This window comes from Pseudovibrio sp. Ad26, assembly GCF_001623285.1.
GTDB classification, from domain to species: domain Bacteria; phylum Pseudomonadota; class Alphaproteobacteria; order Rhizobiales; family Stappiaceae; genus Pseudovibrio; species Pseudovibrio ascidiaceicola.
This window is the reverse complement of record NZ_LMCE01000047.1, coordinates 57874-71855: the sequence shown is the minus strand read 5'-3', so window position 1 is coordinate 71855 and position 13982 is coordinate 57874. Positions and strand designations below refer to the sequence as shown.

Annotated in this window: 13 protein-coding genes; 7 read left to right on the top strand and 6 right to left on the bottom strand. The window is 52.3% G+C overall.

Going from position 1 to position 13982, the window contains the following annotated elements; genetic code table 11:
* Window positions 1-87: 87 nt before the first annotated feature.
* From PsAD26_RS06805 to PsAD26_RS06795, 4 genes are all read left to right on the top strand, one after another.
* Window positions 88-1497 (top strand): cytochrome ubiquinol oxidase subunit I, encoded by a 1410-nt coding sequence (locus tag PsAD26_RS06805; RefSeq protein ID WP_084403599.1) that lies wholly within the window; start codon window positions 88-90, stop codon window positions 1495-1497.
* Complete coding sequence (gene cydB / locus PsAD26_RS06800; protein ID WP_063287108.1) at window positions 1487-2494, top strand: cytochrome d ubiquinol oxidase subunit II; 1008 nt, start codon at window positions 1487-1489, stop codon at window positions 2492-2494. The genes PsAD26_RS06805 and cydB overlap by 11 nt, the downstream gene beginning before the upstream one ends.
* Window positions 2494-2625: a DUF2474 family protein gene (locus PsAD26_RS29295; RefSeq protein ID WP_152986720.1), complete on the top strand. Its 132-nt coding sequence runs from the start codon at window positions 2494-2496 to the stop codon at window positions 2623-2625. The genes cydB and PsAD26_RS29295 overlap by 1 nt, the downstream gene beginning before the upstream one ends.
* A 461-nt stretch (window positions 2626-3086) precedes the next feature.
* Entirely contained in the window at window positions 3087-3905 is an 819-nt protein-coding gene (locus PsAD26_RS06795) for a phosphodiesterase (protein ID WP_063309791.1), read from the top strand.
* On the opposite strand, the gene PsAD26_RS06790 is transcribed toward PsAD26_RS06795, so the two are convergent.
* The 3 genes from PsAD26_RS06790 to PsAD26_RS06775 form a co-directional block, all read right to left on the bottom strand.
* Complete coding sequence (locus PsAD26_RS06790; protein WP_208985548.1) at window positions 3902-4564, bottom strand: isochorismatase family cysteine hydrolase; 663 nt, start codon at window positions 4562-4564, stop codon at window positions 3902-3904. The genes PsAD26_RS06795 and PsAD26_RS06790 overlap by 4 nt on opposite strands.
* Before the next feature lie 184 nt (window positions 4565-4748).
* Window positions 4749-5555, bottom strand: coding sequence for a 3-methyl-2-oxobutanoate hydroxymethyltransferase (gene panB, locus PsAD26_RS06785; protein ID WP_063309789.1), 807 nt, complete (start codon window positions 5553-5555; stop codon window positions 4749-4751).
* A 318-nt stretch (window positions 5556-5873) separates the two neighbouring features.
* Window positions 5874-6938 (bottom strand): AraC family transcriptional regulator, encoded by a 1065-nt coding sequence (locus PsAD26_RS06775; protein ID WP_084403598.1) that lies wholly within the window; start codon window positions 6936-6938, stop codon window positions 5874-5876.
* 146 nt (window positions 6939-7084) lie between these two features.
* Between PsAD26_RS06775 and PsAD26_RS06770 the strand changes: the two genes are divergently transcribed.
* Together PsAD26_RS06770 and PsAD26_RS06765 are read left to right on the top strand one after the other, a co-directional pair.
* Window positions 7085-8467 carry an NAD(P)-binding domain-containing protein gene (locus PsAD26_RS06770; RefSeq protein WP_063309786.1) on the top strand — a complete coding sequence of 461 codons (1383 nt, stop codon included), beginning with the start codon at window positions 7085-7087 and terminating at the stop codon, window positions 8465-8467.
* Complete coding sequence (locus PsAD26_RS06765) at window positions 8464-9384, top strand: SDR family oxidoreductase (RefSeq protein WP_063309785.1); 921 nt, start codon at window positions 8464-8466, stop codon at window positions 9382-9384. The genes PsAD26_RS06770 and PsAD26_RS06765 overlap by 4 nt, the downstream gene beginning before the upstream one ends.
* 9 nt (window positions 9385-9393) lie before the next feature.
* Here PsAD26_RS06765 and PsAD26_RS06760 read toward each other — a convergent pair whose 3' ends face one another.
* The 3 genes from PsAD26_RS06760 to PsAD26_RS06750 form a co-directional block, all read right to left on the bottom strand.
* The gene (locus tag PsAD26_RS06760; RefSeq protein WP_063309784.1) at window positions 9394-10707 is read right to left on the bottom strand and encodes an FAD-binding oxidoreductase; all 1314 of its coding nucleotides are present in this window, start codon (window positions 10705-10707) and stop codon (window positions 9394-9396) included.
* 61 nt (window positions 10708-10768) lie between these two features.
* Window positions 10769-11509, bottom strand: a complete 741-nt coding sequence (locus PsAD26_RS06755) for a gamma-glutamyl-gamma-aminobutyrate hydrolase family protein (RefSeq protein WP_057463794.1) — start codon at window positions 11507-11509, stop codon at window positions 10769-10771.
* 116 nt (window positions 11510-11625) lie between these two features.
* Window positions 11626-12540 (bottom strand): hypothetical protein, encoded by a 915-nt coding sequence (locus PsAD26_RS06750; RefSeq protein ID WP_063309783.1) that lies wholly within the window; start codon window positions 12538-12540, stop codon window positions 11626-11628.
* A 146-nt stretch (window positions 12541-12686) separates the two neighbouring features.
* Here PsAD26_RS06750 and PsAD26_RS06745 point away from each other — a divergent pair, with 146 nt between their 5' ends.
* A complete protein-coding gene (locus PsAD26_RS06745) occupies window positions 12687-13583 on the top strand; it encodes a LysR family transcriptional regulator (protein ID WP_063309782.1) in 897 nt (298 codons plus the stop codon).
* The last annotated feature ends 399 nt before the right edge of the window (window positions 13584-13982 follow it).

Here is a 13982-nt window from a genome sequence, read left to right as displayed (position 1 = left end):
GATCGCGGAAAAAACATAATTATTAACAGTGTTCCGCTACGGAATTCCATGATTTAAAATTAGCACATCCCATCGACAGGTGGTCACATGGACAGTTTAGCAGTTGATCTAGCTCGATTCCAATTTGCTTTTACAATCGCGTTCCATATCATATTTCCCGCCTTTACTATAGGCTTGGCGAGTTTTCTTGCCGTGCTCGAAGGCTTATGGCTATGGACAGGTCGCGATGTATACTTGCGGGTCTTCAAGTTCTGGATCGTAATCTTTGCACTATCTTTTGCCATGGGTGTCGTTTCCGGCATCGTCATGGCGTATCAATTTGGCACCAACTGGTCTGCCTTTGCAGACAAAACCGGATCGGTCATTGGGCCGCTCATGGGGTATGAGGTGCTCACTGCGTTCTTTCTGGAAGCAGGTTTCCTCGGCATCATGTTGTTTGGTATGAACCGCGTAGGCAAGAAGCTTCACTTCATCGCCACTGTGGTTGTTGCCATTGGCACCGCCCTTTCCGCTTTCTGGATTCTTTCCGTAAACAGCTGGATGCAGACACCAGCAGGCTACGCCATGAATGACGTTGGCCAGTTCGTGCCTGCGGATTGGTGGGCGATCATCTTCAACCCCTCCTTCCCTTACCGGCTCGTGCATATGGTGCTGGCAGCTTACCTGACCACCGCCTTCGTGGTTGGTGCCGTGGGTGCCTATCATCTGCTGAAGAACCGCTTTAATGCGGCGGCGCAGGTGATGTTCTCCATGGCCATGTGGATGATGATTGTTGTCACGCCAATCCAGATGCTTGCCGGGGACTATCACGGCCTCAACACTCTGGAGCATCAGCCTGCCAAGATTGCAGCTATGGAGGGGCACTTTGATTCTCAGGGCCCTGCCCCGCTCATCCTCTTTGGATGGCCGGATACGGAAGCTGGAGAAACAAAGTACAAGATTGAAGTCCCTTATCTCTCCAGCATTATTCTGACCCACAGCCTCGATGGTGTTGTCCCTGGTTTGAATGAGTTTCCACGGGAAGACTGGCCACCGGCAGCTATCGTATTTGTGTCTTTCCGCATCATGGTTGGTATTGGTGTCTTGATGTTGCTTGTTGGCGTATGGGGCCTATGGTCTCGGATCCGTGGCCGGCTTTATGAGAGTGAATGGCTTCAGCGAGCTTCCATCGTTATGGGGCCTGCTGGTTTCGTCGCTGTCATAGCGGGCTGGACAACAACGGAAGTTGGCCGCCAACCCTACACGGTCTACGGGTTGCTCAGGACGTCAGAATCCGTCTCACCCGTTGAAGCGCCTGCCGTCTGGGCTTCGCTGGTCATCTTTGTAGCGGTGTACTGTATCGTCTTTGGCGTTGGTATCTTCTACATCTTCCGATCCATGGCGAAGTCTCCGGACGCGAGCCAGGGCGTTGAGGAAGGCGTACCCGTCAGAACCGCAGGCATCACTCCTGCGCAGGCCCTGCAACCACATGAGGGAGATCGTTCCCATGATTCTTGATTATCCACTCATTTGGGGTTTTCTCATTGCAGTCGCGATCTTCGCCTATGTGATTTTGGATGGCTTTGATCTTGGCATCGGGATCTTGTACCCGACCACCAAAGACGCTGATGAACGCACATTGATGATGAACAGTGTTGCCCCTGTCTGGGATGGCAATGAGACCTGGCTCGTCCTTGGTGGCGGTGGTTTGTTTGCCGTGTTCCCGCTGGCCTATTCAGTCATCATGCCTGCGGTCTACGCACCGATTATTGGCATGTTGATCGGGCTGATCTTCAGAGGCGTTGCCTTTGAGTTCCGCTTCAAGTCATCTGTTGAGCGCAGACCTTTCTGGGATATATCTTTCTTTGCAGGGTCTATCGTTGCTGCGTTCTGTCAGGGACTGGTGCTTGGCACGCTTGTGCAAGGCATTGAGGTGGTTGACCGCACTTATGCCGGCGGCTGGTGGGATTGGCTGACACCATTTTCTGTCATGACCGGTTTTGCCGTGATCTCCGGCTACGCCCTGCTTGGCGCTACATGGCTGGTGATGAAGCTGGAAGGTGTGCCGCAAGCGCATTTCCGCCGCGTCTCGAAGTACGCCGCTCTTATTCTGATTGGCTTCCTTCTGCTGGTCAGCATGTGGATGCCATTCATCAATGAGAGCATTATGGAGAAGTGGTTCAGCTTCCCATATCTGCTTTACACATTCCCGGTTCCACTTCTTGTGGCAGTCACCACGCTGGTGCTGTGGCGGGCTTTGATGAGCGATGCGGATTACACACCATTCCTCGCGTCACTTGTGATCTTCCTGCTGACCTATGTGGGACTTGGGATCAACATCTTCCCGTATGTGGTGCCAAATGTTTACACCCTTTGGGAAGCAGCTGCGCCTGACAGTAGTCTGAAATTCCTGCTTGTGGGAGCGGTCATCCTCATCCCGATGATCCTCGCCTATACGGCCTACGCGTACTACGTGTTCCGTGGCAAGATCAAATCAACGGAAGGGTATCACTGATGAGCCTCGATAAAACCGGCGAAATTGACCAACCTTTATGGAAGCGGTTGCTTTGGTTTGCAGCCCTTTGGGTGGCAGGCGTTGCCTCCATCGCAGTGGTCTCTTACGCCTTAAGAAGTCTGATCATTTAACAGACCCAGCAAAAAATAAGGGCGTGCTATCCCCATAACACGCCCTTCTCCCAATGAACCGCTCGCGGTTCCTCCTCCGCTACGGCTCGAAACTGTCCTGAGCCGAATATCTCCCGAAAATTCGCCTCTCATATTTCAGGGGTGTACTGTGATATGTTTTAAAAATCCTTTCAATGCGTCAAAACCCGCAGTTAGGCGATTTTATTGCCTAAAACTGGCGAAAAATGAGCAAATCAAGGAGATGCTAATATGTGGGAGGTCTGTGGTTGTATTGCGCCCATCGCCTGCCCACCCCTTCTGATTGTCCAGAGTGATGTCTTGCAACCATGCCCCTGTCATGAAAAGTTCACTTGTTGTTTGAGGTAAGACGGATTAGTCAGCAGCGCAATTTCCGCTGATGCAGGCTTATTCATCGTTTAGAGTTTATTCTGACTTGCAGCCTATTTTTTGGGGTACCACACATGATCTTCGCGCAGCTTACTGACATTCATATCAAGGCTGGCGGAAAATTCGCCTACAACTGTGTTGATACACTCTATCATTTGCGTCAGGCCGTTGCGCATCTCAACGCGTTTCGTCCACGACTTGATTTTGTCGTGATCAGCGGCGACCTGGTGGATTTGGGCAATGCGGATGAGTATGAGCTGTTCCGGCAAGAGATTGATCAGCTGGAAATGCCGTTTTATGTGATCCCCGGTAATCACGATCACCGGGATGCAATGCGGGATGCGTTTGCGGATCATGACTACCTAACATCCGAGGGTGCGCTTCAGTTTTCCATCGAGAAGGAAGGCCTGCGCATTATCGGATTAGACACGACCATTCCGGGTAAGCATGACGGCCATTTTGATGCTGATAAGCAAGCATGGTTGCGCGATGAGCTGGAAGCGCACAAAGATCAGCCGACTTTGGTGTTCATGCATCACCCGCCGTTCAAGACTGGTATTCAGCACATGGATGACATCATGCTGATGCGCGCTGATGAGGATTTCTGGCCTGTTGTTACAGGGCAATCGCAAATCCGACAGATCGCTTGTGGCCATGTGCACCGGGCGATCGAGGTCTTCAAGAACGGCATTCCGGTGAGCATCTGCCCTGCCTCTGGTCATCAGGTGACGCTTGATCTGGATCCGCATGGGGAACCTGGCTTTGTTATGGACCCGCCTGCGGTGCGTATCTTCCGCTGGAGTGAGGGAGAACTGATCAACCATCTGAGCTTTATCGGCGACTTTGGTGGTCAACATCCATTCTTTGATAAGGATGGCAAACTGATTGATTAAGCTGGATCTTTCTCTGTTTTGAGATCAGCTTTATTCTCAACAATATCCCATGAGACGGCGGCGCCCATTTCCTGCAGCGCCTCCTTCTGCAGTTTCCATGCGCTCTGATTTTGGGCGAGAATGGCGGGGTCGCAAAGTTCGACGCGGTACCCTCTGTTAAGCGCACCGATTGTTGTGTTCTTGACGCAGGCATTGCCATCCAGACCTGTCACGATCAGGTGGTCAACTTCGTGATTTTTTAGGAACTCGGAGAACGCTTGCTCACCAAAAGCATCGCTCTTTGATTTTACGAGATCCAGATCGGGCTCAGTAGTGAGGCGTGGATCCATCTGAAGGCCATCAGAGCCCTTTGCCCCCAAGCCTTCTCCAAGGAGCCGGACCAACAAGTTGGTGTACCATCCCTTATATACATGGCGAATGGAGATGACGGACCAGCCTTTATCCCGTGCCAACGCACCCAGCGCATTTATGTAGTCGATGCGAGCCTGCAGGTAGTCTGGCTCCCATTTCCGAGAGCTTGTTTCCTTGGTGAAGTCACTTTGAACATCAATCACCAACAACGCAGTGCCTCGGCGGCCTTCAAACATGATTGACGGGCCGTTGGTTGGTGTTTGAATGTTGAGGACACCCCAAAAGGTATAGGCAGCAAGAGCTGCCACGCAAAGTAAAGCTCCTAAAACCAGAATAAGCACCGTTTGCTCCCCCAAGCCAAGTCATGCCAGTCCCCACACCATATCATGCTGTTGAGGGGGGGCTGACATTTCCAAATTTTAGGGAGCTGAACCGCCAAGATCATCCAGCAGTTTTACTGGTATCTATGGATCCCGACGGTTCTTATCTCGTCTAGTAGGTTTCGTTCTCAGCTGGGAATTGCTCACGGCGAACATCGTTTGCAAATGACTTCACGCCCTGCTCGATCTGAGACTTCAGCTCAGCGTATTTGCGCACGAACTTTGGGGTCTTGTCGAACATGCCGAGCATGTCATCGGTGACGAGAATCTGGCCATCACAATCAACGGAAGCACCGATACCGATGGTCGGGATTGGCACGCTGTCAGAGATTTCGCGGGCGACTTCGTCTTTGGTGCCTTCAACCACAACGCAGAATGCACCAGCATCGGCCACCTGACGTGCGCATTCCAGCTGTTCTTTGCGGCTTTCTTCACTTTTACCAGCAACCTTGTAGCCGCCTTCCACATGTAGATATTGCGGGCGCAGGCCGATATGGGCCACCACGGGAATACCGCGATCTACGAGAAAGCGAATGGTTTCAGGCGCTGCGGAATTGTATTCCAGCTTGACGGCCTGACAGCCGGTTTCCTGCATCACACGCAACGCGTTGCGATATGCGGCTTGCGGGCTTTCTTCAAAGGAGCCGAAAGGCATATCAACAACAACAAGCGCATTTTGAGAGCCACGCATGACGGCTTTGCCGTGCATGATCATCATGTCCAGTGTGACAGCTGTCGTGTCTGGCAAGCCGTGGAGCACCATGCCGACGCTATCTCCCACCAGCAGCAGATCGCAGTGCTCATCCAGCATCTGTGCGATTGGTGCAGTGTAGGCCGTGAGGCAGACCAGCTTGTGATGGCCTTTTGCCTTCATGATGTCTTTAATGGTTTTCCGCTGAGTCGCAGATGTATGAGACATTGATTTAGGTGCCCGTTTCGTTCATCCAAGCAGCTGGCCCTTTGTCTGGAGCAATCCAACTGCCTTCATTCTTTGTTATTCCGCGCACTCATTGCCAGTCTGTTCATCCCCAAACCGGCGTACGCTTATTATTATTGGTTTTTGATCTGTGCCTGTGCTTTCAGACTTATGTCTTTGCGCGACCTCACCGAAAGCCACTCTTTGTCTTTCGGAATTGCGCAGTGCAACATGTGCTTCCTGCGCCTTTATAAGGAATTTTCGGAGAATATAAAATAACGTTGAGATACCCAATGGGACTTTTGGTGCGGTATGTACCATTCACAGTTGAACTGCGGACTTTCTAAACTGGCTTGGAGTCTCCCCTGTCCATTGCTTAAATGCCCTTCGAAACACCCTTGGATCCGAGTAGCCAAGCTCTGCTGCAATCTGCTCAGATGATAGGCGCGACCATAAGAGCAGTTCCATGGCTTGCGACTGGCGGATCTGCGAGAGGATATCGCGGAAGGAGACCTGAAAAGCGGCTAGTTTACGCCGAAAACTGCGTTCACTCATGGAGAACCCACCTGCGATTTCTTCGATGGATGGGTTGTTTTTCAGGCCACGGCGGACTTCTTCCTCCACGGTTTTAAGGAAGCCCAAACGGTTGCTTTCTTCCTGCACCATACATGTCAGAAGTGTTTCAACTTCCTGCACAACAAACCTGTCTGCCGTTGCCAGCGGACGTTGCAGGTGCTCTGCGTCAAAAAATATTGCATTTCGCGAGGCATCAAAGCTGACAGATGATCCGAGCGCCTCCTGATAGAGGCTTTTCTTTGCTGGTTGTGCTTGCATCATCTCAATACGCTGGATGGCTTGCTTGCTTCCCGTTGTGAAGCGGACAACACCCACCATGGCGGCAAACAGTTCCTGCACAAAGAATGTGAGCAGGACCGGCTCATGGAACCGGCTGCGCGCAATCATTGTGAGCGCATTATCAATTGCAGGTTCCAGATCAATTTCCAGCATGCTTCCGGTCAGGCGGTGGTACTTGATACCGAACTCAAGGGCTGCTCTTCCCGTTGCACTTGCCATAACGCCAAGGCTGACAAGCCCCAGAGAGGTGATGGACTGACGATGGCCGACGGCAAGACCGAGGCTTTCATCTCCCGTCAACGCCAGTGCTTTGAGGATGATGAGGCGGCTTTGCTGATAGGTCAGGCGGGCCTCGTGAGACAGAAACACCGAAGGGTCAGTGTTCTGGCCCAGGAATGTATGAGGCAGCACCTTTCCTGCGGCGATGCCGCGCTGCTCCAGCTCCTGTAACAGATAGCGCAACAGGTGTGGTGGAACCTTTGAATGCTGAGCCATTTCTGGCGGTGCCGACTGGTTATTTTCAGAATGCATGCCCTCTCCCAATGCAATCATGCTACGGAAACACGGGAGTGACCGCAAGATATGACCGAAATTGTCCGCCCTACGTCCGTATATGTCCTTCTAAACGTCCCTCTTATTGCCGTAGGGTAAGATTTTCACAGTTCGGGGAGGGAACCGTGGAGATTATAGATAGGGGTGACGCGGTCTGCATTGCTGGTGCAGGCCCTGCAGGGCTTGTGATGGCCCGCGCATTACAACACAACAGCATTGAATGGGATCAGTTTGACCCAAACCCGGATGTTGGTGGTCTCTGGGACATCAAACACGAAGGTACGGCCATTTATGAGAGTGCGCATTTTATCAGCTCTCGCAGCTTGTCTGGTTTTGCGGATTTCCCGATGCCGGAGCATTTTGCCGACTATCCCAAGCACACCGAGATCCTGAAGTATCTGCATGATTTCGCAGAGGCTTATGGGCTGCAAGAGAAGATTACCTTCTCAACCAAGATAGAAAAGCTGACCAAGACCGAGAATGACCGCTGGCAGGTTCATCTGTCTAACGGGGAGTGCCGCGAATATAAGGCCGTGGTTTGCGCAACGGGCTCGCAATGGCAGGCCAACATGCCGGAGTTGCAAGGTTCGTTTGATGGCGAGATCCGCCACAGCCAGACTTACAAGAACATTCGCGAGTTTGACGGTAAGCGGGTGCTGGTGATTGGAGCGGGCAATTCTGGCTGCGATATTGCCTGTGATGCAGGCGTTTTGGGGGAGAAAGCCTTCCTTTCCATGCGGCGCGGTTATTACATCGTACCCAAGCATGTTTTTGGTATGCCAGCAGATGTATTTGCTGATGGTGGTCCAAACTTACCCATCTGGATGATCCGCCCGTTCTTCACGCTGTTGCTGCGTATGTTTAACGGCACTTTGCAACGGTTCGGCATTCCCAAGCCGGATCATAAGCTGTTTGAGACGCATCCTCTGCTCAACACTCAACTGGTGCATTCGCTGCAGCATGGGGATGTGACGGTGAAGCCGGATGTGGACCGACTGGATGGATCAGAAGTGGTGTTTAAAGATGGCAGCCGGGAAGAGATTGACCTGATCCTGTGTGCGACCGGATTCAACCAGCATCTGGACTTTGCCGGTGAGTATTTCAGCTATGAGGGCGGACGGCCCAAGATGTTCATTCAGGCAGCTTCTCGCGAGCACAAGAACCTGTTTGGCATCAGCTATATTGAGACCAACTCCGGTGCCTACAAGCGGTTTGACTACATGGCCGGACTGGTCGCCAACTATCTGAAAGACCAGCAAGATAATCCATCTCGCGCCAGCCAGATGCACGCGATTATTCGGAGTGAAACACCGGACCTTTCTGGTGGCATCCACTTTTTGAAGACGGACCGACATACGGGATATTGTGATGCCACAGCGCACACCAAGTATGTGAAGAAGCTTTACAAGCGGATGGGCTGGACCTTCCCTGAGGATATTCGCTTCAAGCGCGCTGCGCTCAAGCCAAAGGGTTCGTCGAGCGCAAAGAAAGCGGAGGTGGCTGCATGAGTACCTATCGTTTTCAGGGGCGTACGGCGGTGATAACCGGTGGTGGTGGTGACATCGCCGGGCACATCGCCAAACGCCTGCACGAACGAGGGATGAATCTTGTTCTGGCAGACAAGAATGGCCGTGCCGCGCGGGAGCTTCAGGCCCAACTGGACAGTTTGCGTGTGCATGTGTTCGAAGGAGATCTGACACAACGCGAGGAGATGATCCGACTCTTGCGCGAGGTGGAAGAGAACTTTGGTGTTTTGGATGTGCTGATCAACAACATGGCGATCACCAAAGTGGATCGGTTTCATGAACGCACACCAGAAAGCATTGAAGAAGAGATCACCATCAATATGATCTCCCCGTTGGTCTTGAGCCGATTGGCGGTGCCTTATCTGCTGAAAGGTGATGATCCACGCATCATCACGACCACTTCGCTTGGCGGCATCCAGCCACTTCGGGAAACCCCGATTTATGCGGCGACCAAGTTTGGTCTGCGCGGGGCCATGCTTTCCTTTGCACTGGATGAAGACCTGCACGGCATCAAGGTGAGCTGCGTTTTACCGACAGCCACAGACACCTACATGCTGCGCCAGGAAGCGTTGGAAGGTGGCAGCGTGCTTAATTTCATTGATGAGCCGCAGTCACCGAGCGTGGTGGCTGATCAGTTCGTGAAGCATCTGGAAAAGCCATGCCTGGAGCGGTACCCAAAAGCCAGTGACTCCTGGCTAACACGACTGGCCATGGTGCTGCCCAATATGATGCCGCGCATTTTGCCGTTCTTTGAGAAGAAAGGCCGACGGGGCATGGCAAAATATGTGGCCTCGCTGCGCAGGCAAGGATTGCTGGTGGAGGTTGACGGCAAGCTTTATCAGCGGCAACGGCTGTATCTGGACAAGCCAGAAATGGAGCAAGAGCTGGAGAAAAGCTGAGTGCCAGACCTATAGCCTGTCCCGCAGGCTGTAGTAGAGCATTCCAAGGACCATCAGGGGCCATCGTAAATGGCGGCCACCGGGGAAGACGTGGGTTGGGACTTTTTCCATCACGTCAAACCTGCTCGCTTGACCATCAATGGCCTCTGCCATCAGCTGGCCCGCAAGCGTTGCCATGGCGACACCATGACCGGAGAAGCCGCTGGCGTTGAGCATGTTGGGGGCGAGCTTAGCGAAGTAAGGCATGCGATTGAGCGTGATGCCCAGCGTTCCGCCCCAGCCATATTCTATGGGTACGTCCTTGAGCTGCGGGTAGACCTGCAACATGGGCTTACGGACGAAAGCTTTGATATCGAGCGGGAACTGGAAGCTGTAGCTTTCCCCTCCACCGAACAAGAGGCGATTGTCAGCGGACAGGCGGTAGTAATTGATCACAAACCGGGAGTCTGCCACAGCCACATCATTGGAGATCAAGGAACGAGCCAGATCTTCGCCCAAAGGTTCGGTGGCAATGATGTAATTGTTGATGGGCATGACCCGCGCCGCCACACGCTTTTCAAGGCTATCAATATAACCGTTGCAGGCGAAGACCACGTAGCGTGCTGTGACTTGTCCATTGGCAAGCTTCAACTTAGCTGGCTCGCCTTTTTCGACCTCCAGTACTTCAGAGTTTTCAAAGATCTGCACTCCAGCATTCTTGCAGGCGTCAGCAAGGCCCAGCACGAAGTTGAACGGGTGCAAGTGAGCTGCCCCCGTATCCAGCGTGCCACCATGATACGCCGTTGTATCGAGCATCTCTTGTATTTCGGCAGAGTCTACAAAGCGAAGCTCTTCGTAACCGTATGTGTTTGCCAGCTTTTCGGCATAGGCTTTGCTGTGGTTCACATAGCTTTGTTTGTGATCTGCGTGGAGAATTCCCGGTTTCAGGTCGCACTGGATCTGGTGTTTTGCAATGAGATCTTTCGTCAGGGACTTGGCGGTTTCAGCAAGGTTCCAGAGTTCTTTGGCACGCTCCAGACCAACAAGGCTTTCCAGCTCGTCCTGATCTTTTCGCTGACCGCTGCCAAGCTGGCCACCGTTGCGGCCTGAGGCTCCCCATCCAACACGGTGCGCATCAAGGAGATGGACTTTGTAGCCACGCTCGGCCAGATGTAAGGCAGAAGACAGGCCCGCATAACCAGCGCCGATGACGCAGACGTCGCAGGTATGCTCGCCTTCCAGTGCGGGAAAGGAGAGATGCTTGTTTGCGGTCGCGGTGTAGTAGGAGGCTGGGTATTGGCCTGCCTTATCATTGGCGTGAAGAAAGCCTTGGGAAATAGCCATATAAGTCCTTGAGAAGGCTCAGGTTGCAAACCCGAGCCTCTTAAACAGCGCAGGGCAACAGTTAGTGCCCTTCTTGCTTTTCTTTCACTGCTGCCTGCTGAATGAAGTTTACGATCATGTGTGCGACCTCTCCAATTTGCATGGGCGCTTCCGAGGAGGCGATTGCATGATCGGCGATGTCTTCAGGCAGCGTGTCACCCCGGCGTTCCTTAAACAGGGCTACTGAGTAGTCCTTGTTGAACTCCGGATGCCCTTGTAGCGTGAGCGCCCTGCCCTTGTAATCGATCGCTGCAAACTCGCAGAAATCTGAGGACGCGATGACCTCTCCATCTGCTGGCAGTTTTGTCACCTGATCCTGATGATAGGCTTCAATGGAAAAACTGGTCAGGCCCTCTGGCACCCAATTGGGATTTTCCAGGACATAGTAAGTGAAGACGCCACAGCCCCAGCCTTTGTTGGACTTTTCAGCTTTACCGCCCAGCGCTTCAGCAAGGATCTGATGTCCGAAGCAAATGCCGACAATTGGCACGTGCTCGTCATAGGCCGTTTTCAGAAAAGTCTTTAGCCGGTCGATCCACTCAAGATCATCATAGACACCGTGCTTGGAGCCTGTGATCAGCCAGCCGTCGCAGTCATGAACGTTTTGAGGCAGTTGGCCATCCACCACAGGGTAAGACATGTAATGCCAGTTGCCCCCCTGATCCTTCAGGAGCGTTTCGAACATTGACGGGTAATCACCGAATGTCTTGCTCAGGTTCTCGGGTGGTCGGCCAACTTCCAGAATTCCAAGTTTAAAGGTCAAAGAGCACTCCAAAATTCAAAGAGGCAAATGCCGCATAATACATCTGATTGGACTACTCAGTTATATCCTGTCGGCTTTGCCTCTGTAAACTCTTGGAGACCACTTCAGGTAAAATCTCATGCCGCTCTTTTGGGCTGTTTCAGTGAGATCGGCTTGTTCAGCTGGAAAGCGGGTAAATGGCTGATGGCCTGCTTCAGGGCTTCCCGTTCCGGCGTTGCCTCAAAGTCAGGGAGCAGCTCATCAAACCGTGTTTTATCCATCCAATGCGGGGTATTCCAAAGATAGCGCATTTCCAAAAGGTGTTTTGCCATGGGCCAGAAAGGTCGGCTCAGACGGATCAGCCACCAGCTGAACTGTTTGATGCTCACATTCTGTTTGGTGACTTCTGTGAGTGCTTTGCTGAGTTCATTCCCCGTCCACGTGTAGCCGGGGAAAGAGATGTCTTCATAGGTGTTCAACTGGTCTCGCATTTCCAGCAGTTGGACGGCAGCACGCGCCATATCCGGCAAATACGCCCATGCGTGGGGTATATCGGTCTTACCGGGATAGATGAGCTTCCCCTTCTCCAGCTTGGTGGCCATGATCAGGTCAAACCAGTTGCCGCTGGCAGAGGTGTCGATGAAATCTCCGGCTCTGAGCAAAATGGTCCGCACACCTGATGATTTGTAGAGGCGTTCCAGTTCTATTCTGATCACACCTAGTTCGTTGGTTGCTTTTTGAGGTGTTTGCGGGCCAATGGGAGAGCTCATGTTTGGGCCGAAGCAGTAATTGTTGCCCGAGATGATGACTGTGGCTTTGGCATGTTTGGCTGCTTCAATCACCTTGTGGGTGAAGGGAAGCACATCCCGCTTCCAGTGCGGATATTGCGGGTTTGCTCCATTCACGATGACATCAACACCTTCTGCAGCTTTTTTCATATTTTGGTTTGCACGATCAAAGGCGCGGGTTTCCCAGCCTGCAGCTTCCAACTGCTCAGTCATGTTTTTTGAAAATCTGCCAGAGGCACCTAAAATCAAAGCTACGGGTCTCATGACCGCTCCTGTCCAATACTCTTTTCCAAATCGCGTATTCTTATCTGAAAACCGGCAGTCACGTTTCGGGAACACGCGTTAGACATGATAGTAGTAGCTCCATTTCCTATGTAAATTCGAATGAATTGCAGATATGATATTCAATTATGAATAGCAGACTACATCATCTTTCCTGGGATCTCATTGGTGTTTTTGTAGCGGTTGCGGAGACAGGTAGTCTTTCAGCTGCTGCCAAGAAGATGAACCAGAGCCAGCCAACAATTGGGCGGCAAGTGAAGGCGATTGAGGCGGAGCTGGGCGTCTCGTTGTTTTACCGTCATCAGCGCGGGCTTGGCTTGACGGAGGATGGGGAAGCGTTGCTGCCCCACGCCAAGGCCATGCATTCAGCGGCAGCTCAGTTTCTGCTTCATGCAGAAGAGCGCAAGCAAAGCGGTTTTGCTGGGCCTGTGCGTGTCACCGCCAGTCAGGTGATCTCTCATTATGTGCTGCCAAAGCTTATTGCAGAGTTTCGGCAGAGCTACCCTGAGATCCAGATTGAGCTTCTCCCTTCTGACGATGCGCAAAACTTGTTGTTTCAAGAAGCCGACATCGCAGTGCGCATGTTTACGCCGACGCAGCTGGACATTGTTGCCAAGAAGATTGGCGAGACGCCATTGGGGCTTTTCGCAAGCCGTGCGTTTGTAGAGCGGGTTGGCATGCCGAGCACAAGAGAGGAACTCTTAGCGCTTGACTGGATCGGGTACGACAGGTCTGACCTGATCCTGCGCGGCATGCAGGAAGCTGGCCTGAACGTGGACCGGGACTTCTTTAGTGTGCGGTGTGATGACAGGGTAACTTACTGGGAATTGGTGCGTGCCGGATGCGGGGTTGGTCTTGGTCAGATTGGAATCGGCCTTGAGGATGACAGTCTTGTGCGCCTTGATCTGGAGGACCCATTGCCTGCTTTGCCTGTCTGGCTGGCTTCGCCGCACACTCTCAAGCAAATTCCACGCATAAAGCTGTTTTTTGGCTTCTTAGCCGGAAAACTGCCTAAGCTATTGTGATTGAGGGGTTCTGGGTGCTGAACCTCACTGGTCTTGCGTTTTACCCCTAAGAATGCATGGGATAACTTGCCGTAGGGGAAATTATCCCACTATCCCCTTTCGTACACACGCTCACTCTCAAACTTTCGGATATGTTGGTTTGGAGGGAAACGCTGTGTTCATTGGGAAACTTGCGATTCCGGACAATCAGAATTTTAAGGCGCTGATCTTATAGCGAATGCCTTGGCAAATACACTCCTGCTATTTTTGCCCCTTTATTTGACAGTACAAGTTCCCGAGATTGCCACATTTTACTCAGGGTGTTTTCTTAGATCCCACAAGAACACCGAAACTTCTTAGCGAGAACTGAGAGATTATTTGATACCTGTAATGCGTTGTATCTCCTAATCTTTCTGCTTC

Excerpts from the sequence above, each read along its gene's own strand:
- PsAD26_RS29295 (WP_152986720.1), top strand. The coding sequence starts at position 2,494 with ATGAGCCTCGATAAAACCGGCGAAATTGACCAACCTTTATGGAAGCGG.
- PsAD26_RS06750 (WP_063309783.1), bottom strand. The coding sequence starts at position 12,540 with ATGAGACCCGTAGCTTTGATTTTAGGTGCCTCTGGCAGATTTTCAAAA.
- PsAD26_RS06745 (WP_063309782.1), top strand. The coding sequence starts at position 12,687 with ATGAATAGCAGACTACATCATCTTTCCTGGGATCTCATTGGTGTTTTT.
- panB (WP_063309789.1), bottom strand. The coding sequence starts at position 5,555 with ATGTCTCATACATCTGCGACTCAGCGGAAAACCATTAAAGACATCATG.
- PsAD26_RS06775 (WP_084403598.1), bottom strand. The coding sequence starts at position 6,938 with ATGCATTCTGAAAATAACCAGTCGGCACCGCCAGAAATGGCTCAGCAT.
- PsAD26_RS06760 (WP_063309784.1), bottom strand. The coding sequence starts at position 10,707 with ATGGCTATTTCCCAAGGCTTTCTTCACGCCAATGATAAGGCAGGCCAA.
- cydB (WP_063287108.1), top strand. The coding sequence starts at position 1,487 with ATGATTCTTGATTATCCACTCATTTGGGGTTTTCTCATTGCAGTCGCG.
- PsAD26_RS06795 (WP_063309791.1), top strand. The coding sequence starts at position 3,087 with ATGATCTTCGCGCAGCTTACTGACATTCATATCAAGGCTGGCGGAAAA.
- PsAD26_RS06765 (WP_063309785.1), top strand. The coding sequence starts at position 8,464 with ATGAGTACCTATCGTTTTCAGGGGCGTACGGCGGTGATAACCGGTGGT.
- PsAD26_RS06805 (WP_084403599.1), top strand. The coding sequence starts at position 88 with ATGGACAGTTTAGCAGTTGATCTAGCTCGATTCCAATTTGCTTTTACA.